Origin of the sequence: Treponema saccharophilum DSM 2985 (assembly GCF_000255555.1) — a bacterium.
GTDB classification, from domain to species: domain Bacteria; phylum Spirochaetota; class Spirochaetia; order Treponematales; family Treponemataceae; genus Treponema_D; species Treponema_D saccharophilum.
This window is the reverse complement of record NZ_AGRW01000052.1, coordinates 85,672-107,721: the sequence shown is the minus strand read 5'-3', so window position 1 is coordinate 107,721 and position 22,050 is coordinate 85,672. Positions and strand designations below refer to the sequence as shown.

The following is a 22,050-nucleotide window of genomic DNA, read 5'->3' as shown; positions in this document are numbered from 1 at the left end:
AAAAAATCCGGCGCAGGAATGATTTTCAGTAGAACGTCTCGCGGACGATTCTGATGACATCCGCGTCCTTCTGCTCGAACCGGAAAGACGCTGCGGGGACGAACGAAAGGCGGTACGAGGCGCCCTCCTCATTCAGCACGGGCACGAAGTCGGAGACGCCCTCCTCGAACATGAGATGGCAGACGAGGTAGATGAAATTCCCGCCGAACGTATACGCGCTCTTTCTTGCCAGCGGCGACTCAATCGTAAAGGAGGAGACGAACGTCTCCTTGTCCGATTTTCCGCCGGAAGCCTTGGTGACAGCCTTGAAAAGGTTGTACGCGCGAAGGAGCGCCTGCTCGTCGTCATAAATTGCGCGCGCGCGTTCGCTCGTTTTTCCGAGCTCGCCGAACGGGTCGCGGTAAATCCGGTATGATTTCGAGACCGCCTGCTTGCGCGCAGCCTCGCCCGCGTTTATTTTGTCCTGAAGGAAATCGTCCTCGCTTTTCCGCTTGGGAAGGCTTTCCCCCGATTTCTTGAAACGAGCGAATTTCTTAGAGAATTCGCTGAAAGCGTCGTAAATCGTCTCTGACATGCTATTCCTCCAAACTGCGGACGAGCTTTATCTCCTCCGCGTATTCCTCCGGCGTCTCCCACGGCGTCTCGAGGATGAACGGGAGATTTTTCAGCGCGGGATGGTTCACGATTCTCCTGAAAGCTTCAAGCCCGAGCGTCCCCTGCCCGATTTTCTCGTGCCTGTCCTTGCGGCTCCCGAACGGGTTCTTCGAGTCGTTGAGATGGACGGCGCGAAGATATTCCAGCCCGATTTCCTTGTCGAATTCGCGGATGACGCCGTCGATATCGCCCGCGATGTCGTATCCCGCGTCGTATACGTGGCACGTGTCGAGACAGACCCCGATTTTCCCGGGTATTTTCACGCTGCCGATTATCGATTTGAGCTCGCTGAATTTCGAGCCGACCTCGCTCCCCTTGCCCGCCATCGTCTCGAGAAGGATTGTCGTCGTCTGATTCTCCGTGATTATCCCGTTGAGCATTCCGGAAATAAGCTCGATTCCCTTTACGACGCCCTGCTTCATGTGGCTTCCCGGATGAAAATTGTAATACTGGTTCGGAAGCGCCTGCTCAAGCCGCGCGATGTCGTCCGCGAAAACCTCTCGGGCGTACTCGCGCACGCTTTCCTTGTCGGAGCACGCGTTTAGGGTGTACGGCGCGTGGATAACGACGGGCGCGAACGAATTTTCTGCAAGAAGCGTGCGGAGTTTTTTGGCGTCGTCCAAATCGAGCGCCTTCGCTGCTCCTCCGCGCGGGTTCCTCGTGAAGAATGCGAACGTGTCCGCCCCGGAGCGGAGCGCGGTCTCGCCCATTTTGAAAAAACCGCCGGCAGAAGAAAGATGATAGCCTATGCGCATTGAACCTCCGTTTTCCACGAACCGCCCTATTCTACACGATTTCAGACCGAAGCGGAACGGAAAACGGCTTCCCGACGCACCGGCGAACGGCGGTTTCCGGGCAAAAAAAATCCCGCGCGGACGAAAAACACCGCGCGGGAACCGTTTTTCAGGCAAAGCCCTCTCTTTTATTCAGGCTGCTTCTCAAGCGAGACTGCGGAACTGTCCGCATCGGAAGGCTGCTGCGGATTCTTCGACAGCTCCTCGCAATGCTTCGCGCCGTTCACTATCTCGTAGAATTCCTTTCCTTCCATCGTCTCAACCTCGACGAGCCTGTTCGCGATGAACTCGACAAGCTCCTTCCGCTCGGAAAGCATCTTCAGCACGAATTCGTACCGCTCGTTCATAATCCGGGAAATCTCCTCGTCTATGTAGCGCTGCGTCTCCTCGCTGAATTCGCGCACCAACGACGGCTCGCCGCCGCGGTTTCCGAGGACGCCCTTGCCGAGCGTCATGTTGCGGAATTTGTCGCTCATTCCGTAATCGACAATCATGCTCTTCACAAGCTCCGTCGCGCGCGCGATGTCGTTGGACGCTCCCGTCGAAATGTCGCCGAGAACGACCTCCTCCGCAGCCCTTCCGCCGAGAAGAGAGTCGACCTCGTTAATCATGTCGCGCCTCGTGAGGAGGTGCTTCTCCTCCTCCTCGCGGTACTGCGTGAATCCGCCGACGCCGTGGCTTCTCGGGACGACCGTTATCTTGTTGACCGGCTCGTGGTCGGGCGTGAATGCGGCGACAAGCGCGTGCCCCGTCTCGTGCACGGAAACGAGGCGCATCTCCTTCTTGTTGTCCTTGCGCGATTTCTTCTTCAAGCCGATGCTCACCTTGTCGATTGCCTCGTTGAAGTCGAACATCGTCACCTTGCGCCTTCCGTTCCGAACTGCGAGGAGCGCCGCCTCGTTGACGACGTTCGCCAAATCGGCGCCCGCAAATCCCGTCGTCCCGTGCGCTATCGACACGAAATCGACGTCGTCGTCGAGCTTCACGTTCTTCGCGTGGATGCGGAGGATTGCCTCGCGCCCCTTCACGTCGGGACGCTCCACCGGAACCTGCCTGTCGAACCGCCCCGGGCGAAGGAGAGCGGGGTCGAGGATGTCGGCGCGGTTCGTCGCCGCCAGGATGATAAGCCCCTTCTCGTTCTCGAAGCCGTCCATCTCGACGAGGAGCTGGTTCAGCGTCTGCTCGCGCTCGTCGTTCCCGCCGCCGAACCCGTTCACGCGGCTTTTTCCGAGCGCGTCAATCTCGTCGATGAACACGATGCACGGAGCCTTCTCTCGCGCCTGCTTGAACAAATCGCGGACGCGGCTCGCACCGACGCCGACGAACATCTCGACGAAGTCGGAGCCGGAAATGCTGAAGAACGGAACGCCAGCCTCGCCCGCAACGGCGCGCGCGAGAAGCGTCTTTCCCGTTCCCGGCGGTCCGACGAGAAGGACGCCCTTCGGAATCTTTCCGCCGATGTCGGTGTATTTCTTCGGCTCCTTGAGGAAATCGACGACCTCGACAAGCTCGTCCTTCGCCTCATCGACGCCCGCGACGTCGGCAAAGCGAGTCTTGACCTTTCCCTCGTCCACCGCCTTCGATTTTGAGCCGCCCGCGCCGAACAGCCCCATTCCTCCGCCGAGCCCGCCCGTCATCTTGCGGAACATGAAGAAATAAATCGCGAGGATTATCAGGAACGGGAGAATGTTTATGAAAATTTGGAGGATTATGTTCGTCTGCTTCGTGACGAACTTGTACTGCACGCCCTTCTCGTCAAGAAGCTCGATGAACTTCGCGATGAGAACGCCGTTCGTGCGGTAGACTTTCCTGTTCGTCATTTCCTGGCGCTGCTGCGCCCTGAAAAGCGGTAGCCCGCGGAGGATTTCCTGCGCCTGAGCCTTTCCCGAATCATCCGCGGCAGGGGCAGACGGCTCCGCGGCAGAGACCTCGACGGGGCCGTATCCGACGAACACGCTCTCGCCGAGCTCCACCTGGACGATGCGCCCGTCCTCGATGAGCTGCCTGAATTCGGAGAAATCTATGAGCGGCTCGCTCGGCTTCTGCATTATGAACATATTCACGAAGGCGAGCACGGTCACGACGGCGACGAGCATCCCCCAGAACGGGAACCGGAACGGCCTGCGCCGCCTCGGCCCGTCATCGTCCGGCTTCCCGCCGTCGTTCGGGTCGGTCGAAAGCCGGAAGAAATTGTACGGGTCCGGCTCGCCGCTCTTTTTCTGCTCGCCCTCCTGCCCGTCGCCTTTCTTTTCCGGAACCTCAGGTGTCTTTTTATTCTCAACGTCCTCTTTGTTCTCTTCGCTCAATTTCCAACTCCAAAGTAAAATATGCGCACGGATGGAACCTTGCGGCCCCAGCATCCCAACAACACCATTCCCATAAAACAAGAACTTTCGGCAATTCCGAACGCCGCATTTTACGGCAATCTGTTCCGAAACACGACTTTCCGGACAGGTTTAATATATAGAAAATTCCGCCTATCGGAAAGAGCGGAAAACGCGCCCTCGGGAACGGTTTTCCGGGCGCACTTAAGACAGGCCGCCGTTATGCCGAAATTCAGAGCGGTTACTATATTCATTCTTGGCTGATGAGAATCCCCGCGCGAAAAGCAGGGCGATTCCGTTATGTTATTTTTCGGGAGGGAAAAAATGCCATTCGGTACAAGGAACCCGTATGCGGCGTATCAAAGCACGGGAATAAAGACTGCGAGCCAGGGCTCGCTCGTCGTCATGCTCTACAGGGGCGCGGTCAAGGAGCTGACCGCAGCCGACGCGTGCTTCGGAGCGGACGGGAAGATTGCGGCGCCGCTTATCGAGAAGTACGGCAAGCACGTCCTCAAGGCGCAGGAAATAATCGGCGAGCTTCAGGCGTCGCTCAACATGGACGTGGGGGACATCTCCAACAACCTCATGTCGCTCTACATCTACTTCAACCACGAGCTGACGACGGCGTCCATCAACAAGGACAGGAAAAAGCTCCAGTTCGTCTTGGACATGATGAGACAGCTCACGGGCGCATGGGAGACGGCGGCGACGACGACGACAGCGACGAACATCGCCCAGCCCGTCGTCAACATACAAGGATAGCGGCCTGACGGTCCGGATGTGAACATGAAGAAAGAAGATTTGACGCAGGAGGAGCTTGAGGAGAGAATCGCAATCCTCAAGCGGTTCAGAACCCTGCTCGAGCAGCAGCGCGAGAAATTTCAGGAATACCTGATTGTCCTGGAAAAACAGCACGAGCGGATTGAGGCGGACGACACCGACTCGCTCGAGGCGCACACCGCGCTGGAAAACCAGATTGTGAGCAATATCAGGAGCCTCCAGAAGGTCATCGTCCCGATGCAGGCGCTTTACGAGACGAAATCCGGCGCGGGAGACAGCTCAATCGCGCAGATTCAGAACGACCTGGACAACCTGCAGCAGAAAGTCCTGCTCCAGAACGAAAGAAACAGGCAGCTTCTGCAGTCGCGCATGACGGAGCTGAAATCGCAGATAAACGCGTTCGCCTCCTCGAATCCATACCGCGGGCTGCGCTCCGTATACGCAGAGCGCCCGACCGGCTCGATGATTTCGATAGAGGGCTGAAAAGCCCGCACAAAAACACGGCATGGACTGAAATTTCCGCGCATTTTTGAAAAAAACGCAGTCCCGCGCGGAAATTTCAGTTCATGATGAACAAAGCACTTCTCATATTCATTGCCGCTTCTCTTTTCCCCGCTTACCCAGAGAATTCCCGCAGCATCGAATTCAAATCGTCGTGCGCGTATTTTCTGCCAGACGGGAACGCCCGCACCCCAGCGCACAAGGCGGAGGCCGATGCGGGAATCCGCGCCCGATGGAACGGGGCAGACGCGCGCCTTTTCCTTTCCGTGCCGAAAACAGCGCTTCCCGGCGACGGGGCGGACATACTCGCGGAAAGCGTGAGAAATCCGCGGTTCGGGCTCGGCATAGAGGAGGAGGCGGCCGGCGCGAAAATCGGCGCGAAGGCAGGAACGAACACATTCTCCGACTCCCTCTCAAAAATCAGGAACCCCACCCCCTCCGCAATCGCGAACCCGCTGGCGAAATCGCTCTCGCTCAAATGCGGGACGGGAACGGCGCTCCCGACGCTCACCTCGGCACAAAAACCGCTTTCGGCGACGCTCTCCGCGACGTCCCCTTCCAGGCTGATGAAGGCTGAATTCATGCTCGACGAGGAGATGGACGCGGCGGCATCGTTCTCGACGTGTGCAAAACTACGGAAGAACGCGTCGCTCACTGCATCGCTCACGGCGTCCCGTTTTTTCGTGGAGAACGGCTCGGCGACGCTCAAAAAGGCGGGCGCGCAGTTCGACGGGAAATTCATGGCGGCGGCGATGGCGGAATGCGCGCTCATGTCGCCCGTCCTCAAAGCGGTCGCGCGTTTTGCCCTCCACGAGTCCCCGTTCGGGCCGCCGTGCGCATGGATGAAGCTCGACGGGAGGACAGCGTTCGGGAACGTTCTCCTCGACGCCTCGTTCTTCTCGATCCCGACGGCAGGAACGTCCCCGAAGGCGGCGCCACTCATCGGGCAAGGCTCCTCCGTCGTCAGGACGACATCGCAGCTCTCGCTCGCGCCGCAGATACTGCTCGAAGCCGGCGGATGGAAGGGCGCGCTGTCATACATCAGGCTCGGGCTCTGCGCCATGGGCGCGGAGAAAGTCGCGGCGACGAAAAGCGCGGAGAAGCTCGGCGTCGGAAAAATTCGGGCGGCCGCCGAATGGGAGCGCGGGCAGCTCGGGCTAAGGGGCGATTTCACGGCGGCGAACATACTCATTTCGGGAAACCCGACGACGAAATCGGCGATGCCCGACCGGTACGACTCGTTCTCGCTCTCGGCGCAGCTTTCCTCGGAGAAGATACGCGCCGAATTCTCGGCAGGAGCGAAATTCCGCGACGAAAGCACGGAATTCTCCGCGTCGTTCTCGGCATCCCCTGGAAAATCGCGCTCGGTTTCCGTGCGGAATTCCTTCAGCGCGGAATGGAAGGACGGAGGGGTGCGCTCGTCGGACACCGTCGCGCTCTCATTCTCGGCGAGGACGAAAAGCACTCGGGCTGACGCGAAATTCGCGCTCACGCTCCCGTTCTGAATTTTTCGCCCGCACGCGCCGCCTCTCTGAGAATTTGTTGATAAACGAACGGATTTCCTTTATATTTGTAGAAATCTACAGACATCTGTCGGAATTGAGAAAATCTTTTTAGAGAGGTAAACAATATGGCTTTTGATATTACCAAAGTTCGTAATATCGGTATCAGTGCCCACATTGACTCTGGTAAGACTACTACATCAGAGCGTATCTTGTTCTACTGCAACAAGATCCACCAGATTCACGAAGTCCGAGGAAAGGACGGTGTCGGTGCTGTAATGGACAACATGGAGCTGGAGCGCGAGCGCGGAATCACAATCCAGTCAGCAGCGACACAGGTACAGTGGAAAGACACGACTATCAACTTGATTGACACCCCAGGACACGTCGACTTCACTGTTGAGGTCGAGCGCTCGCTCCGCGTTCTCGACGGCGCCATCATGATTCTCTGCGCAGTTGCGGGAGTTCAGTCGCAGTCAATCACCGTTGACCGCCAGCTCAAAAGGTATCATGTACCCCGCATCGCGTTCGTCAACAAGTGCGACCGCCAGGGCGCGAACCCGATACGCGTTTGCGGACAGCTCCGCGACAAGCTCGGTCTCAACTCGCACATGGTCGAGCTTCCGATTGGACTCGAGGACAAACTCGAAGGTGTCGTAGACCTCGTCGGAATGAAGGCAATCTACTTCGACGGCGACAACGGCGAGAACCTCCGCTATGCAGAAATTCCGGCGCACATGAAGGCTGATGCCGACAAGTACCGCGAGGAGCTGCTCGACGCGGCATCGAACTTCGATGACGAGCTTATGGAGACAATCCTCGACGGAAAGGAAGTTCCGGAAGAAATGCTCATCAGGGCTATCCGCGCGGGAACGCTCGCGGAACAGTTCGTCGGCGTCTTCTGCGGTTCTGCCCACGTCAACAAGGGTATCCAGCCGCTTCTCGACGGCGTCCTCCGCTACCTCCCGAACCCGACCGAAGTCCACAACTACGGCCTCGACCTCGACAAGAACGAGGAGCAGGTTGAGCTTTTCAACGTGCCCGACAAGCCGTGCGTGGCTTTGGCATTCAAGCTCGACGACGGACAGTTCGGACAGCTCACATACATCCGCATCTACCAGGGACGCCTTCCCAAGGGCGCGGAGCTCACGAACGTCCGCACGAAGAAGAGATTCAAGGTCGGACGCCTTGTCCGCATGAACTCTGCCGCCATGGAAGATATCCAGGTCGGCGAGCCGGGCGACATCTGCGCTCTGTTCGGCGTTGATTGCGCTTCAGGCGATACATTCTGCGCAGAGGGCATCAACGTCGCAATGACTTCGATGTTCGTTCCGAAGCCGGTTATCTCTCAGGCCATCAAGCCGAAGGACAAGTCAATGGCAGCGAACTTCGCGAAGGCTCTCAACCGCTTCACGAAGGAAGACCCGACGTTCCAGACAGAGCTTGACCCCGAGTCGAACGAGACAATCATCAAGGGTATGGGTGAGCTCCACCTCGCAGTCTACGTCGAGCGCATGAAGCGCGAGTACAAGTGCGAAGTCGAAGTAACACCGCCGAAGGTAGCTTACCGCGAGTCAATCAAGGTTCAGGCTCCGTTCAACTACACGCACAAAAAGCAGACTGGTGGTTCAGGTCAGTACGGACGCGTCGCAGGCTTCATGGAGCCGCTCGCGGACAAAGACTACGAGTTTGTTGACGCCATCAAGGGCGGCGCAATCCCGAACGAGTACATTCCGTCTTGCGACAAGGGCTTCCGCCGCGCAATGGAGAAGGGTTCCCTCATCGGCGCTCCGGTTGTCGGCGTAAAATGCACCATCAACGATGGTCAGTTCCACCCGGTCGACTCTTCGGACATCGCGTTCCAGACTGCGGCAATCGGCGCTTTCCGCGAAGCTTACGAGAAGGCGAAGCCGGTTATCCTCGAACCGATTATGAAGGTCTCCATCGAGGGTCCGACTGAATTCCAGGGAAACATGTTCGGTCTTATCAACCAGAGGCGCGGAGTCATCCTCGAATCTACCGATGAGAACAACATGTCAGTCGTCAACGCCGAGGTTCCGCTTTCCGAGATGTTCGGCTTCTCGACAATTCTCCGCTCTTCAACGCAGGGAAAAGCCGAGTTCACGATGGAATTCCTCAAGTACGGTCAGGTTCCGGAGGCAGTCGCTTCAGAGCTTAAGAAGAAGTACCAGGAAGAGAGAAAGGCTAACTAACCCGGGCGCTCCCAAAAAGGGAACTATCGGAGTTTCATAAAAAATGCAGGCGGGGCGCTTCGTTCCGCCTGTGATTCTATGCACAACAAAGGAGCTTACTGTATGGTAAAACAGGATCTTTATGAGAAAAGCCCAGTTCGTCTTTTTGATGCTGCCACAGACGGCGGACTCAAAGCAGGTGAGCTCGGTCTCGTCACATCCAAGAAGGGACTCGGAAAGACATCCGTTCTGGTGCAGTTCGGAATGGACACGCTTCTTCAGGACAAGCAGCTGATCCACGTCACATTCGACATCCACTCTTCGAACGTCATCTACTGGTACGACACGATTTTCACGGAGATTTCCAAGAAGAAGAATGTCGGCAACAGCGAGGAGCTCAAGAGCGACGTCGTCTCAAAGAGGACGATTCTCAACTTCTCCCTCGACAACTTCACGCTTTCGAAGGTCGTCAACACACTCAACGCGCTCAAAGCCGGCGGAATCGCTGTCTCGGGCGTCGTGATGGACGGAATCGACTTCACGAAAGTCACTGAAGGCGACATCAACGCGGTCGCGCAGTACGCTGCCGCAGAGAAAGTCACAATCTGGACGGCTGCTACGGCAGACGGCGACAAGCTCTCCGATTCGGTTCCGGCCACATTCGAGAAGTATTTCGCGGCTGTCGTCCACCTCAGCCAGAAGAACGACAGCGTCGCGCTCGACGTGCTCAAGATTCACGACAAGAAGGACATCTCAACAGGCCTCAAGCTTGAGACAAAGACGTCCCTTTTGACGAAGAACTAATCGCCCCTTTATAAGGGAACGGCTCCGGGATTCTGTCCCGGAGTTTTTTTTGCGGAAACAAGTCGCGCGATTTTCCCTCCGACAAATTCTCCACCGTAAAAATACGCTAAACGCTCGCCTGTTTGCTTTTTTTTGTGGAGCACGTTTGTGCAGCTTTCACGGCGGAAATGGAAAAAATCCGAAAAACGGAAGGAGGAGAAGCATGAAAATGCCACGGAAAGCAATCGCGACTTTGACATCCAGCCGTTCGTATCGCGCAGCACAGCGATGACGGAGGAAGCCGCTGCAACGAAACTCCGTTTATCAATCCCGAGGATTTGAACAATGCCGCAACAGCGCGCCGCCGCTTCTTGCCGAATTCCCCCGCCCCGCCCTATACTTTTTGCATGAGAAAATTCCATGTCGTCTCGCCGTACGAGCCTTCGGGCGACCAGGCTGAGGCAATCGAAAAGCTTTCGGAGGGATTCCTCCGCGGTGACCGCTACCAGACGCTCAAGGGCGTGACGGGCAGCGGGAAAACGTTCACGATGGCGAAGATAATCGAGAAGGTGCAGCGCCCGACGCTCATCATCAGCCACAACAAGACGCTTTCGGCGCAGCTCTACCGCGAGTTCAAGTCGTTCTTCCCGGACAACGCGGTCGAATATTTCGTCTCCTACTACGACTACTACCAGCCAGAGGCGTACGTTCCCGCGCGAGACCTCTACATCGAGAAGGACGCGGCGACGAACAAGGAAATCGACGCGCTCCGCCTCAAGGCGACGTACTCGCTCATGGAACGGCGCGACGTGATTGTCGTGGCGACGGTGTCGTGCATATACGGGCTCGGAATGCCGGACTTGTACAAGGAAATGCGCGTCCACATCGAGAAGGGCGAGCTCCTCGACATCAGGAAATTCGAGCGCGACCTCTGCTCGATACAGTACACGAGGAACGACATGGCGATGGACCGGGGAAATTTCCGCGTGAGGGGCGACGTGATAGAGGTCTATCCGCCGTACATGGAGACGGACACCGCGTACAGAATCGAGCTGGAATTCGACGAGGTTGCGCGGATTCGGCGGTTCAACGTCGTGACGCGGGAGACCGAGGAGGAGCTGGACGAGATGCAGTTCTACCCCGCGAAGCACTTCGTCGTCCCGCACGACGCGCTCGTCTCCGCGACGGAGCATATTGAGGCGGAGCTTGAGGAGCGGCTGGAAGTCCTCCGCGCGCAGGGAAAAATCCTCGAGGCGGAGCGGCTCAAGACGCGGACGACGTACGACATCGAGATGATGAAGGAGATGGGATACTGCTCCGGAATCGAGAACTACTCGGGGCCGATTTCGGGAAGGAAAAGCGGGGAGCCGCCGGCGACGCTCCTCCACTACTTTCCCGACGACTTTCTGTGCATGATGGACGAGGCGCACGTCACGTCCCCGCAAATCGGCGCGATGTATGAAGGGGACCGGAGCCGCAAACAGAATCTCGTCGACTTCGGGTTCCGCCTTCCATCCGCTCTCGACAACAGGCCGCTCAAAATCGAGGAATTCGAGAAGAAGCTCAACCAGGTAATCTACGTCACCGCGACGCCGAGGAAGGAGGAAATCGAGCGGAGCACGCAGGTCGTCGAGCAGATAATCCGCCCGACAGGGCTTTTGGACCCGCTGATTGACGTGCGCCCGAGCGAGGGGCAGATGGAGGACATCAGGCGCGAGGTTGCCGCGAGAATCGAGAAGGGAGAGCGGAGCCTCATCCTGACGCTGACGAAGAAGATGGCGGAGGATTTGACCGACTACCTGCTCGGACTGGACATGAAGGTGAAGTACATCCACTCGGAAATCGACACGTTCGAGCGCGTGGAAATCCTGAAAGCCCTGCGCACCGGAGAAATCGACGTCCTCATCGGAATCAACCTTCTCCGCGAGGGAATCGACCTTCCCGAGGTGAGCTTCATCGCAATACTCGACGCGGACAAAATCGGCTTTCTCCGCTCAACGACGAGCCTCATCCAGATAATAGGACGCGCGGCGAGGAACGAGAACGGCACCGTCGTGATGTACGCGGACGTGATGACGCCCGCGATAAAAGAGGCGGTCGGCGAGACGAAAAGACGGCGCGAAATCCAGCAGAAGTGGAACGAGGAGCACGGGGTCACGCCGCACACGGTCTCGAAGGCGGTGCAGGACATCCTCGTCCGGCAGCAGCAGGACGCCGAGGAGAACGCCGAGGTGGAGCTGGGCTTCCTCAAAAAAAGCGCGAACCTCTTCGACGCCAAGCAGCGAAAAAAACTCATCGACGCGCTCAAAAAAGAAATGTCCGACTGCGCCGACCGGCTTGAGTACGAACAAGCCGCCGCCATTCGCGACCAGATACGCGAAATCGAAGAAACCTACGGCAAAGGCAAAAACTGACAGTCGCCCGCACGGACGCGGGCAGCCCGTACTCAACAGCGAGGCGCACGGACGCGCCGAGCGCCAGAGTACGAACAAGCCGCCGCGCTCCGCGACCAAATACGAGAAATCGAGAAGACCTACGGAAAAGCGAAAAAGTGACAGTCGCCCCGCATGGACGCAGGCAGTTAGATACAAGAAATCGAGGAGACCTACGGGAAAGGAAAGGCTCTGTCTGAAAAAACGGTTGATTTAGAGCCTGTCATGATGAACAACCTTGTAGAGATTCTTCATCCCGCGTTTTTCATTCAAAAGAGATTCCGTTAGGAATCTCGAATCCGTGTGACAATCTCTTAAAATGACGCTAAAAATCATGTATCCACTGAAAATCCAGACAGAGCCAAAGGAAAAAAGTGACAGTCGCCCGCACGGCAAAAAAAAAGAACCCGCCGAGCACATCGACGGGTTTTCGCCAGAGAAAGGGAAACTTAGTTTGCAGCCTTTGCACCAGCATTGGCCGGAACAACCTGAACCTTCTTCGTGAAGATTCCTGTCTTGTCCGCAGTGCGGAGGCAGCGAGTGCAGACGGTGTACGTCCTCGTCGTTCCAAGCTCATCCTGAACCTTGATTTTCAAGAGGTTCGGTCTCCAGATGCGGCGAGTGTGGTTGTATGACTTACTGACTTTGTTTCCAGTCTGCTGTCCCTTTCCGCAGCAATCACAAATTCTTGACATAATTATACCTTCCCTAAAAAATTTGCCAAATGGTTTGGAGATTATAGTTTTTATGACATGCCGTGTCAATTACAGAAAAACCCATTGCAGGAAAAGCTTCCTCGCTCATTTTTCCGTGAGGAGCACAAGCCCGTCATACGCAGGGGAAACGGAGCCTCCGCGGGAAACGATTCCGGAAAGCGACGGAAAATCGCGGAGCCGGCTGTCGATATACGACTGAATCTCCGTATGGAACAAATCGTGCGTCATATGCGTGAACCACGTATGGGTCGCGCCGAGACGCTCTGCATACGACATCGCCTCAGAGAAGCAGCAGTGCGTAGAATGCGGCCTGACCCTAAGCGCGTCTATCACGAGATGGTCCAGGACAAGACCTGAATTCAAGACGGTGCCAATCGAAGAATCGGGAATCGAGGAGCAGTCCGTCAGATATGCGATTGCGTGGTTCGAACCGGCGCCGTGAAGGACCCATCCCACGGTCGGGAGCGTGCCGTGCATCATCGGGACGGGGAACATGCGGAGGGAGCCGAGGCAAAGTTCCTCGGACGGGGAATAGCGGGCGCAGTCAATCAGGTTCATCTTGGGGATTCCGCCCCCGAGCGAGCGCGGATGGAACACGTAGTCGAATTTATGCGCGATGTCGTTGAGGGCGATGTCGTTCGCGAAAATCGGAATTCCCTTCCCCACCGATTCCTGCCGCCAGTTCGTGCGCCGTTTCTGGATGTGCCTCATCATCTCCTCGTCGGCATCCGACAAATCAGTCCCGTCGCCAACCTGCGCAGGACGCGTGTGGCTGAATATGCGTATGTCGTCAAGCCCGTGGCAGTGGTCGGCATGGCTGTGCGTTATCAGAACGCCGTCGAGCCTAATTATCCCCGTCGCAAGAGCCTGGATGCGGAATTCCGGCCCGACATCTATCACGACGTTCGTCGTCGGAAAAACGCTCTCCGTCCCAGGCTCCGAATCCCACGCCCCCGAGGAATTTCCCTCATTCTCAACATACGCGGAGCATCTGAGCCGTTTGTCCTCCTTGTGCGGCGAACGGCACACCTCGCACGTGCAGCTTACCACAGGAACACCGTGGCTCGTGCCGGTCCCCATCAAAACCATCTTCATGGCCGCCATTATAAAATCAAAGCCCGATATATTGAAGTTCCCGAACCTTTTACGAGACATATTTTCCCGTTTGTTCGATGAACTTTGTCGTCACGCGCAAAGGCGCGCAACGCCCCGGCTGACGGCGGCGCGTGGACGGGATTTTTGAGGGGATTGGGAGATGCGTCCGGCTGAATTGTTGACCATGATATTTATCTAAACTAAAATGGGCATCTTCGAGGGGTTTAATGAAAAAGATATTTTTGACGGGTATTCTCATGGTTAGCCTTGTTCTTGCGGCGGTGGCGGACGGAATCGTCACGGCAAGGAACTACTTCGACTCCGTTTCCGCCGTGTACGGCGCGCTCAGGGATTACGAGGCGGACATCGACATAAAGGCGAACAAGACGACGATGAAAGGAAAAGTCTCGTACAAGAAGCCGAACCTTCTTAGGATTGATTTCAGCACCCCAAGCGAACAGGTCATCTGCTTCAACGGGGAGCTTCTGACGATATACCTTCCGGGAAGCTCCGCAATCCTGAACCAGTCGGTGCAGAACACGAATTCAGGAAACGCGAACATGGCGACGCCGCAGGGGCTTTCGCTCATGAGCAGATACTATTCCGTCGCATACCTCAAAAGCGGCACGCCCGTTCCCCTCGACGACGACGCGGAGAGCCCCGAGCTTGTCGTGAAGCTCCGTTTGAGCAGGAAGAACACGACGGAGGCGTTCAGGTACATCAACATGTCCGTCGACCCGCAGTCAAAGCTCATACGGCAGCTTGAGGGAATAACGCCGCAGGGCGAGTCGTTCGTATTCAATTTCAAGAACTACATACTGAATTCAGGCATTCCCGACAACAGGTTCGTTTACGACGCACCATCATCCGCGAACAACTACAACAATTTCCTGTTCTCGGAATGACGCGACTGCCGCCATTCACAAAAACGCAAAAATCTGAAAAAAGGCTGTACTTACTATGGAAAATTATGGAGAACTTCTGAAAAAAGCCCGCGAGGAGCGGAACCTGGACTTCGCGACAATCGGACGAGAGACTTCGATTTCGCAGAGGTATCTGGAGGCGATGGAAAACGAGGAGACGCACATATTTCCGAGCGAGCCGTACCTCATCGGCTTCCTCAAGAATTACGCCGACTACCTCGGTCTCGACCAGGACAAAATCGTCTCGCTCTACCACGCGAAGATTATCCAGGAGACTCCGCCACCCGCAGCGCTCACCGCGCACGAGCGCCCGCGGTTCGTCGTTCCGCTCATCGTGTTCCTGTGCATTCTCCTCATCTCAGGCGGAATCGTCGCCATCTATTTCTTCATGAAGTCGCGCCCCAAGGCGGTCGACCCCGAGGTCGCGCTCAAAAAACCGACGGTGACGCAGAAATACGAGCTTAAGGAGACGCCGTTCACGGGACGCCTTTTCAAGAACGACCAGCTCGTGCTCGGGACGGACAAGGGAAACATCATACTGACGGTCGCGCAGACGAACGACGTGTTCGGGCTTGAGACGCCGGTCGGAATCCAGTACGTCGAGCTTTCCGAGCAGGTCGAGATGGATGCCGACGGGGATTCGATGCCGGAAATGATAATCTACGTCAAGGACCTTTCGACAAAAGCGAACGACCGTGGCGCAGAAGTCAACATAATGCTCAAGAGCGCGGCGAACGCGGCAATCTCCTCCCCGGACGAGTCGCTCATTCAGGGCGCGTCGGAGATTCCCAAGGAGCAGCGTAAGGCGGAAATCATTTCCGACACGAGGGCGTATCCGTTCACGCTCAACGTCTCGTTCAGGGCGGGATGCCTTTTCCGCTACCGGGCAGACAGGAAGGACGTCGTCGAGGATTTCCTCGCGAACGGCGACGTGCTCAACATAACGGCAAGCAACGGCTTCCGCGTGTGGATGTCGAACGGGAACACCGCAAAAATCCAGATTGTCGCGAACGGGCGCTCATACGACATCCCGATATCGAAGGCGGGCGAAGTCGTCGCAGAGGACATCAAGTGGATTAAGGACACCGACGGAAAATACAAACTGGTCATCATCGACCTCGACTGAAAACGGGCTTGCGGCATTCCACGATACGGAAAGCCGCATTTTTTTTGCGGGAAATCCGCACATCACATGAGACCTGTTCGATAACTTTTATCGCTCAAGGTCGACGAATTCAAAAACGCGCAGGCAGCATGTTTTTGAACATCGCATTTTAAGGGAAGCTGTTCTGAAACTGAGGTTTCCGAACAGGTTTATTTTACACGTCCTGAAGGCGAATCTTACGAACGCGTTTTTCACGGACGAACGGAGACACACATGAATTTTTTTATCGACCAGCACGGATGCGCAAAAAATCAGGTTGACGGGGAGCTCATAATATCGCAGCTCGTATCGTACGGCTACAAGCAGACGTTCAATCCGGAGGAGGCGCAGCTCATCATCGTGAATTCGTGCGGCTTCATCGAATCGGCAAAAATCGAGTCAATCGAAGCTGTGCAGTCGGCGCGGCAGAAGTACCCGAACGCGAAAATTCTCCTCACGGGATGCCTTGCCGAACGGTATGCCGGCGACCTCAAGGAATCGCTCACCGAGGCGGACGGATTTTTCGGCAACGGGGACATATCGCAGCTCAACAAAGTCATCGCGCCTCTCATGGAAGGTAGCCGCCCCGTCCTCACCCCGCCGCAAAAGGGCGTCTGCTGCGGCGAGCGCCACACGATTCTGTCGTTCGCGGGAGCGGCGTTCGTCAAGATAACGGAAGGATGCAACAACCGCTGCTCGTTCTGCGCGATTCCGATAATCCGCGGGGAACTCCGGTCGCGGAAAGCCGACGAGATAATCGAGGAGATAAAGAAGCTGATTTCGCAGGGAGTCTACGAGCTGAACCTCATAGGGCAGGACCTTGCGGCATACGGGACGGGCGCGACGGACGACGTGTTCGGGACGGGGCGGACGTTCCTTCCGCGGGGGACGCCGGGAACAGTCGGGCTTTCCGAGGATGTGAACACGGACGGACGTGAATCGGGGCTCTGCACGCTGCTCAGGAAAATATCGGCGCTTGAGGGAACGTTCAGGCTCAGGCTCCTGTACATCCATCCCGACCACTTCAACGAGGACATTCTTCCCGTCATAAAGGCGGACGAGCGGATTCTCCCCTACTTCGACATTCCGTTCCAGAGCGGCGACGACGCGACAATCCGCGCCATGCACAGGACGGGAACGCGGGAGAAATACGAGAAGCTCATCGAAAAGATTCGGGACGTTTTCCCCGACGCCGCGATACGCACGACGTTCCTCACGGGCTTCCCCGGCGAGACGGACGAGTCGGCGAAGAACACGCAGGACTTCCTCAAGAAAATCGCGACGGACTGGAGCGGCTGCTTCCCGTATTCGCGCGAGGAGGACACGCCCGCGAATTCTTTCGAAAACCATGTTGGCGGAAAAATATCCAAAAAGCGCGCCGCCCAGCTCGTGAAGATACAATCGAAAATCACGCGCGACAGGCTCGCATTGCGGTGCGGGAAGGATTACGACGTTCTCGTGGAGGAAGTTCTCGCGGCAAGCGACGACGAGGAATCGAAGGACGAGGGAATCGCAATCGGGCGCGCGTGGTTCCAGGCGCCGGAAGTTGACGGCAGCGTCGTCATCCGCTACGACATGAGCAGCAAAGCGGAATGCGACGCCGTAAAAACGGGAAGGCTAGTCCGCGTCCACATAAGCGCAAGCGGCGACGTCGACCTCACCGGGGATTTCATCGGGGACTCGCCGCTCAACGCGTCGATAAAGGCAAGCGCCCTCACGTTCGCGCAGGACATGAACCTGTAAAAGGGGGAAAAATGGAAGGAAACGGAGGAACAGCCGAATACTTCGAGGAGATGGCGAAAGTCTCGCCAGAAACGCAGGAATACCTTTCGATGATGAACGACGAGCAGCTCGAGGCGGTCGTCCACGAAGGCTCGCCGCTTCTGATTCTCGCGGGCGCGGGTTCCGGAAAGACGCGCGTCATAACGACGAAAATCGCGTACCTCATCAGGGAGAAGAACGTCCAGCCGTGGCAGATTCTCGCGGTGACGTTCACGAAGAAAGCCGCGAACGAAATGCGCGAGCGCGCAATCGCGCTTGACGATCGGGCGGCATCAGTCCATATAAAGACATTCCATTCGTTCGGCGCGTGGTTTCTGAGGCTCAACGCCGAGGATGCCGGAATCTCGCCGAGCTTCACCGTTTACGACGACGACGACGCGGTCTCCCTCATCCAGAAGGCGGTTCCGGGCCTCAAGAAGACGAGCGCGTCCCATTTCGCGCACCTGATTTCGCTCGCGAAGGACTACTGCATTCTTCCGGACGACGACGAGCTTTCCGAAATCGACGCCGACCCTGAATTCCGGAAAGTCTACAAATTGTACCAGTCGCGCCTGCGGGAAACGGGCAACGTCGATTTCGGCGATTTGATTCTCCTTCCGTACCTCGTCCTCAAAGAAAACGAGGACATACGGCGGCGTATGCAGCGGAAATTCCGAGTGCTGATGGTCGACGAATATCAGGACTCGAACGTGGCGCAGTTCAAGCTTCTCCAGGAGCTGAGCGGAATCTCGGAAGGCTCGGGGAACTACATCTGCGTCGTGGGCGACGACGACCAGTCGATTTACAAATTCCGCGGCGCCGAGGTCAAGAACATCCTGACGTTCGCGGAGCATTTCCCGAACACGAAGACAATCAGGCTCGTGCGGAACTACCGCTCCAAGGCGGAGATTCTCACGGTCGCGGACGACGTCGTCAGGAACAACTCGGGAAGGCTCGGAAAGACGCTTCTGGCAGCGCGCGGAAGCGGGAAGAAACCCGTCCTCGCGTTCCTCAAGAACCAGGACGAGGAAGCCGAGCAGTGCGTCATGGCAATCAAAAAGGACGTCGAGAAGGGCGCGAACTGGTCGGACTGGGCAATCCTATACCGGACGAACGCGCAGTCGCTGACGTTCGAGACGGCGTTCATGCAGAACAAAATTCCGTATCAGGTCGTCGGCTCGCTCAAATTCTACGAGCGCGAGGAAGTAAAGGACATTCTCGCCTACCTCGCGCTCCTTGCAAACCCGCGCGACGAAATCGCGTTCAGGAGAATCGTGAACAAACCGGCGCGCGGAATCGGCCCGAAAGCACAGGACGCCATCGTCGAGGATGAGCGCAGCTCGCCCGTTCTCATGGACGACGGCGCCGGGCTCGTCAAATCGTGCGCGGCCCTCGCGCCGACGTTCCCGAAAAAGGCGCGCGACGGTGCGGAATCGTTCTGCGCGATGATGGACAGTTTCCGCGAGGAAATCGGCGAGGAAGGCACATTTCTTCTCGGAAAAAGCGACGACGAGGAGCCTTCGCTCGACTTCGGCGGGGAGGAACGCGCGGAGGAGACGGGGACGGGCAACCTTTCGGACCTCATCCGCGCGATAATCGAAAAATCGGGGCTGAAGGAGCACTACGAGGCGGAGGACGAGATTTCCGGGACGCAGAAAGTCGCCAACATGATGGAGCTTACGAACGGCGCCGTCCCGTTCGACTGCACGCGGGCGGGACTTCTCGAATTCCTCGACCACATCGAGCTCGACAGGACGGACGACGACGACGCGCACGACAAGAACAAAGTCACCCTCATAACGCTCCACAACACGAAGGGGCTTGAATTCCGCAAGGTCATCATGACGGGAATGGAATTCGGCATTTTCCCGCGCACCGACAAGACGGGCGACGACCTGGAGGAGGAACGGCGGCTCTGCTACGTCGGCATGACGCGCGCGAAGGACATCCTTTTCCTGACGTGCTGCGCATCCCGGCGGCTGTACGGAAGGCTCGAATACATGGAGATGAGCCCTTTTCTGAGGGAAATTTCCCCGGACGACATCAACATAACATGCTCGCGGGGGCAGGAAACCCGAAAGCGCCTTTTCCTTGAGAGCGCACACGGAAAAAACGGACTGTCGAACGCGCACAAGAGCGGCGACTCGCTCGCGGCAAAATGGCGGAAAGGAACCCGGCTCTACTGCGACGAATGCGGCTACGGGGAGATAATCCGCTGCGGCGAGACGGAAGCCGGCGAATTCAAAATAACGGTGAAATTCGAGACGGGGGAAATAAAATCGTTCCTCCCCAAATATTCCGCGCACAAACTCGAGATAATACGGGACTGAAAGCGGTTTCCGGTGTTGACCGGAGCGGGTGCAGGTGTTATTATCACTTCAACAATAAGACTTTCACGGAGGCGGAAAATGAGGAAGATTCTTCTCGTAATCGACATGCAGAACGATTTCATCGACGGCTCGCTCGGAACAAAAGAGGCGGAGGCAATCGTCGGGAACGTCGAGGCGAAAATACGGAAATACGACAGGAAAGACGTGTTCGCGACGCGCGACACCCACCATGCCGGATACCTTTCGACGCAGGAAGGAAAGAACCTTCCGGTCGAGCACTGCATACGGGGAACTGCCGGCTGGGCTATCAGGGACTCAATCGCCACGCTCATTGACGGCGGGAACGTAATCGACAAGCCGACATTCGGCTCGACGGCGCTTGCGGAGAAAGTGAAGGCAATCGCGGAGGAGAACGGCGGCGAAATCGAGGTGGAGCTTTGCGGGCTCTGCACGGACATCTGCGTCGTCTCGAACGCGCTTCTCATAAAGGCTGCCGTTCCGGAAATCCCGATAACGGTCGATTCGTCATGCTGCGCCGGAGTGACGCCAGCAAAGCACGAGGCCGCGCTCGAAACGATGAGAAGCTGCCAGATACGCGTAATCTGACGGGGCAAAAAGGACGGAAAAAAATGAAAAAGACAAACGCGATGAGGATTCTCGACTCGGCGAAGATAAAATACGACGTGCTTTCATACGACGACGACGGGGAGCACGAGCTTTCACGTGGCGCGGCTGAGCGGATTGCGGAGAAGCTCGGGATAAACCCGGCGGCATGTTTCAAGACAATCGTCATGCGCTCGGAATCGAAGCAGATTTTCGTCTTCTGCCAAAGCGCGCTCCACGAAATCAACCTCAAGAAAGCACGGCAGGCGTGCGGCGCCAAGGAAATCTCGCCCGTAAAAAGCGACGAGCTTCTTTCCCTGACGGGATACGTCCGCGGTGGATGCAGCCCGCTCGGCATGAAGCGGAAATTCCCCACGTTCATCGACTCGAGCGCGCTTTCGTTCGAGAAGATTTACGTCAGCGCGGGAGTCCGCGGGGAGCAGCTTGTCCTGAGCCCGGGCGACCTCGTGAAAGCGGCGGACGCCACAGCGTGCGACCTCGTTCTTGAAGGCTGAAAAGGCGCGCCTGCCCGGAAACGCCCGGCAAAAGCAACCTTGCCCCCGACTAATTCTACAAAATCTCAAACTATGGTATAAATGTGCGCGCGCAATCTTTTTGGTTGCCGGTAAAATTGCAAAAAGCGCGTTTTTTCCACAGCCCGAACCCCGGCGTTCGGGCGTATACTACGGTCGGGCGGCGGGATTCATCGGCTGGTGAATTTCCGAGCCGCGGTGCAGGATTTTTGAATGAAAGCAAGGATTTTTTTTATGGCGGCGGCTGTCCTGTCGTCGGTTGCGGTTACGGGATGCCTTGAAAAAAAGGCGGAGGTACGGGAGGCTGATGCCGAGACGACGGCGCAGTCTGCCGAAATGCCCGAACTCATAAAGACGCTCAGCGAGGACGAACGGAAATCGATAGAGGGAAAGACCGCCGTCGTCATTCTCGGGCACGGCTACAACGAAGGAGCGGCGCGGGAGGAAATCATATCGCGCCTCGACGAATCGTTCGGGACGGAAAGCGAGGGCAAGGAAGGGATTGTGATGGTTCTCACCTTCCCCGACGACTTCAACTCGAAAATAACGACGCTCGAATCGAAGATAAAGGAAAAGTCGCCGCTGCTAATCGTCATCATCGGCGCGCCGGAAAGGACGCACCGCGCGCTTTCCGCCATCCAGGACAAATTCGAGGACGGGAACACCGGCTACCCGATATACTCGTTCTTCCCGCAGGACGACATTCTCGGGACGCAGTCGACGGCGGATCTCGTTCTCGACTACGCGCACAAGCCGGAGAACATCGAGGACACGCTCGGCGCGGACGAGACCGCATCGCAGGAAATCGACGTCGCAAAGATGGTCGAGAGCGCGATTTTTCTCGCGATAAAGAACGGGGGCGCGGGGAACATTCAGACAACGGCGCAGGAAATCGCGGGCGCGGAAAGAACGATATCCCCGTACGTCGATTCGGAGACGGGGCTTCATTCGAAGAACCATTTTACGTTTGAATAAGAATTCCT

The 22,050-nt window shown here is 57.0% G+C and carries 19 protein-coding genes and 1 pseudogene; 14 read left to right on the top strand and 6 right to left on the bottom strand.

The window, feature by feature from the left end; all coding sequences use genetic code 11:
- Nucleotides 1-25: 25 nt before the first annotated feature.
- The 3 genes from TRESADRAFT_RS11225 to ftsH form a co-directional block, all read right to left on the bottom strand.
- Nucleotides 26-574, bottom strand: coding sequence for a hypothetical protein (locus tag TRESADRAFT_RS11225; protein ID WP_002705803.1), 549 nt, complete (start codon nt 572-574; stop codon nt 26-28).
- 1 nt (nt 575) lies between these two features.
- Entirely contained in the window at nt 576-1,409 is an 834-nt protein-coding gene (locus tag TRESADRAFT_RS11220; protein ID WP_002705802.1) for a deoxyribonuclease IV, read from the bottom strand.
- 167 nt (nt 1,410-1,576) lie between these two features.
- Nucleotides 1,577-3,754 (bottom strand): ATP-dependent zinc metalloprotease FtsH, encoded by a 2,178-nt coding sequence (gene ftsH / locus TRESADRAFT_RS11215; RefSeq protein ID WP_002705800.1) that lies wholly within the window; start codon nt 3,752-3,754, stop codon nt 1,577-1,579.
- A gap of 342 nt (nt 3,755-4,096) precedes the next feature.
- On the opposite strand from ftsH, the gene fliS reads away from it, so the two are divergent.
- The 5 genes from fliS (at nt 4,097) to TRESADRAFT_RS11190 (ending at nt 9,551) form a co-directional block, all read left to right on the top strand.
- Nucleotides 4,097-4,534, top strand: a complete 438-nt coding sequence (fliS, locus tag TRESADRAFT_RS11210) for a flagellar export chaperone FliS (protein WP_002705798.1) — start codon at nt 4,097-4,099, stop codon at nt 4,532-4,534.
- 24 nt (nt 4,535-4,558) lie between these two features.
- Nucleotides 4,559-5,035 (top strand): hypothetical protein, encoded by a 477-nt coding sequence (locus tag TRESADRAFT_RS11205; RefSeq protein ID WP_002705795.1) that lies wholly within the window; start codon nt 4,559-4,561, stop codon nt 5,033-5,035.
- Nucleotides 5,036-5,118: 83 nt separating this feature from the next.
- Nucleotides 5,119-6,558 (top strand): hypothetical protein, encoded by a 1,440-nt coding sequence (locus TRESADRAFT_RS11200; protein WP_002705793.1) that lies wholly within the window; start codon nt 5,119-5,121, stop codon nt 6,556-6,558.
- Nucleotides 6,559-6,683: 125 nt separating this feature from the next.
- Nucleotides 6,684-8,768, top strand: a complete 2,085-nt coding sequence (gene fusA / locus TRESADRAFT_RS11195; RefSeq protein WP_002705791.1) for an elongation factor G — start codon at nt 6,684-6,686, stop codon at nt 8,766-8,768.
- A 102-nt stretch (nt 8,769-8,870) separates the two neighbouring features.
- Nucleotides 8,871-9,551 carry a hypothetical protein gene (locus tag TRESADRAFT_RS11190; protein ID WP_002705789.1) on the top strand — a complete coding sequence of 227 codons (681 nt, stop codon included), beginning with the start codon at nt 8,871-8,873 and terminating at the stop codon, nt 9,549-9,551.
- A gap of 8 nt (nt 9,552-9,559) precedes the next feature.
- On the opposite strand, the gene TRESADRAFT_RS16080 is transcribed toward TRESADRAFT_RS11190, so the two are convergent.
- Nucleotides 9,560-9,952 carry a hypothetical protein gene (locus tag TRESADRAFT_RS16080; protein ID WP_141607355.1) on the bottom strand — a complete coding sequence of 131 codons (393 nt, stop codon included), beginning with the start codon at nt 9,950-9,952 and terminating at the stop codon, nt 9,560-9,562.
- Here TRESADRAFT_RS16080 and uvrB point away from each other — a divergent pair.
- Together uvrB and TRESADRAFT_RS16835 are read left to right on the top strand one after the other, a co-directional pair.
- Nucleotides 9,938-11,944 (top strand): excinuclease ABC subunit UvrB, encoded by a 2,007-nt coding sequence (gene uvrB, locus TRESADRAFT_RS11185; protein WP_002705787.1) that lies wholly within the window; start codon nt 9,938-9,940, stop codon nt 11,942-11,944. The genes TRESADRAFT_RS16080 and uvrB overlap by 15 nt on opposite strands.
- Before the next feature lie 66 nt (nt 11,945-12,010).
- Nucleotides 12,011-12,085 (top strand): annotated as a pseudogene (locus TRESADRAFT_RS16835) (UvrB/UvrC motif-containing protein); the annotation flags it as partial.
- Between the two features lie 326 nt (nt 12,086-12,411).
- Here the strand turns inward: TRESADRAFT_RS16835 and rpmB are convergent.
- A complete protein-coding gene (gene rpmB, locus TRESADRAFT_RS15705) occupies nt 12,412-12,657 on the bottom strand; it encodes a 50S ribosomal protein L28 (protein ID WP_002705786.1) in 246 nt (81 codons plus the stop codon).
- A 105-nt stretch (nt 12,658-12,762) separates the two neighbouring features.
- The gene (locus TRESADRAFT_RS11180) at nt 12,763-13,773 is read right to left on the bottom strand and encodes an MBL fold metallo-hydrolase (RefSeq protein WP_159100063.1); all 1,011 of its coding nucleotides are present in this window, start codon (nt 13,771-13,773) and stop codon (nt 12,763-12,765) included.
- Between the two features lie 227 nt (nt 13,774-14,000).
- Here TRESADRAFT_RS11180 and TRESADRAFT_RS11175 point away from each other — a divergent pair, with 227 nt between their 5' ends.
- From TRESADRAFT_RS11175 to TRESADRAFT_RS11145, 7 genes are all read left to right on the top strand, one after another.
- A complete protein-coding gene (locus tag TRESADRAFT_RS11175) occupies nt 14,001-14,678 on the top strand; it encodes a LolA family protein (protein ID WP_002705782.1) in 678 nt (225 codons plus the stop codon).
- Between the two features lie 55 nt (nt 14,679-14,733).
- On the top strand, nt 14,734-15,822 hold the full coding sequence (locus TRESADRAFT_RS11170; protein ID WP_002705780.1) for a helix-turn-helix domain-containing protein: 1,089 nt from the start codon (nt 14,734-14,736) through the stop codon (nt 15,820-15,822).
- A 252-nt stretch (nt 15,823-16,074) separates the two neighbouring features.
- On the top strand, nt 16,075-17,583 hold the full coding sequence (gene rimO, locus TRESADRAFT_RS11165) for a 30S ribosomal protein S12 methylthiotransferase RimO (RefSeq protein WP_002705779.1): 1,509 nt from the start codon (nt 16,075-16,077) through the stop codon (nt 17,581-17,583).
- Between the two features lie 50 nt (nt 17,584-17,633).
- Nucleotides 17,634-19,931, top strand: coding sequence for an ATP-dependent helicase (locus tag TRESADRAFT_RS11160; RefSeq protein WP_040843031.1), 2,298 nt, complete (start codon nt 17,634-17,636; stop codon nt 19,929-19,931).
- A gap of 78 nt (nt 19,932-20,009) precedes the next feature.
- Nucleotides 20,010-20,537, top strand: a complete 528-nt coding sequence (locus TRESADRAFT_RS11155; protein WP_002705777.1) for a cysteine hydrolase family protein — start codon at nt 20,010-20,012, stop codon at nt 20,535-20,537.
- A gap of 23 nt (nt 20,538-20,560) precedes the next feature.
- Nucleotides 20,561-21,049, top strand: a complete 489-nt coding sequence (ybaK, locus tag TRESADRAFT_RS11150) for a Cys-tRNA(Pro) deacylase (RefSeq protein ID WP_002705776.1) — start codon at nt 20,561-20,563, stop codon at nt 21,047-21,049.
- A 231-nt stretch (nt 21,050-21,280) separates the two neighbouring features.
- Nucleotides 21,281-22,042, top strand: a complete 762-nt coding sequence (locus TRESADRAFT_RS11145; RefSeq protein ID WP_040842987.1) for a hypothetical protein — start codon at nt 21,281-21,283, stop codon at nt 22,040-22,042.
- The last annotated feature ends 8 nt before the right edge of the window (nt 22,043-22,050 follow it).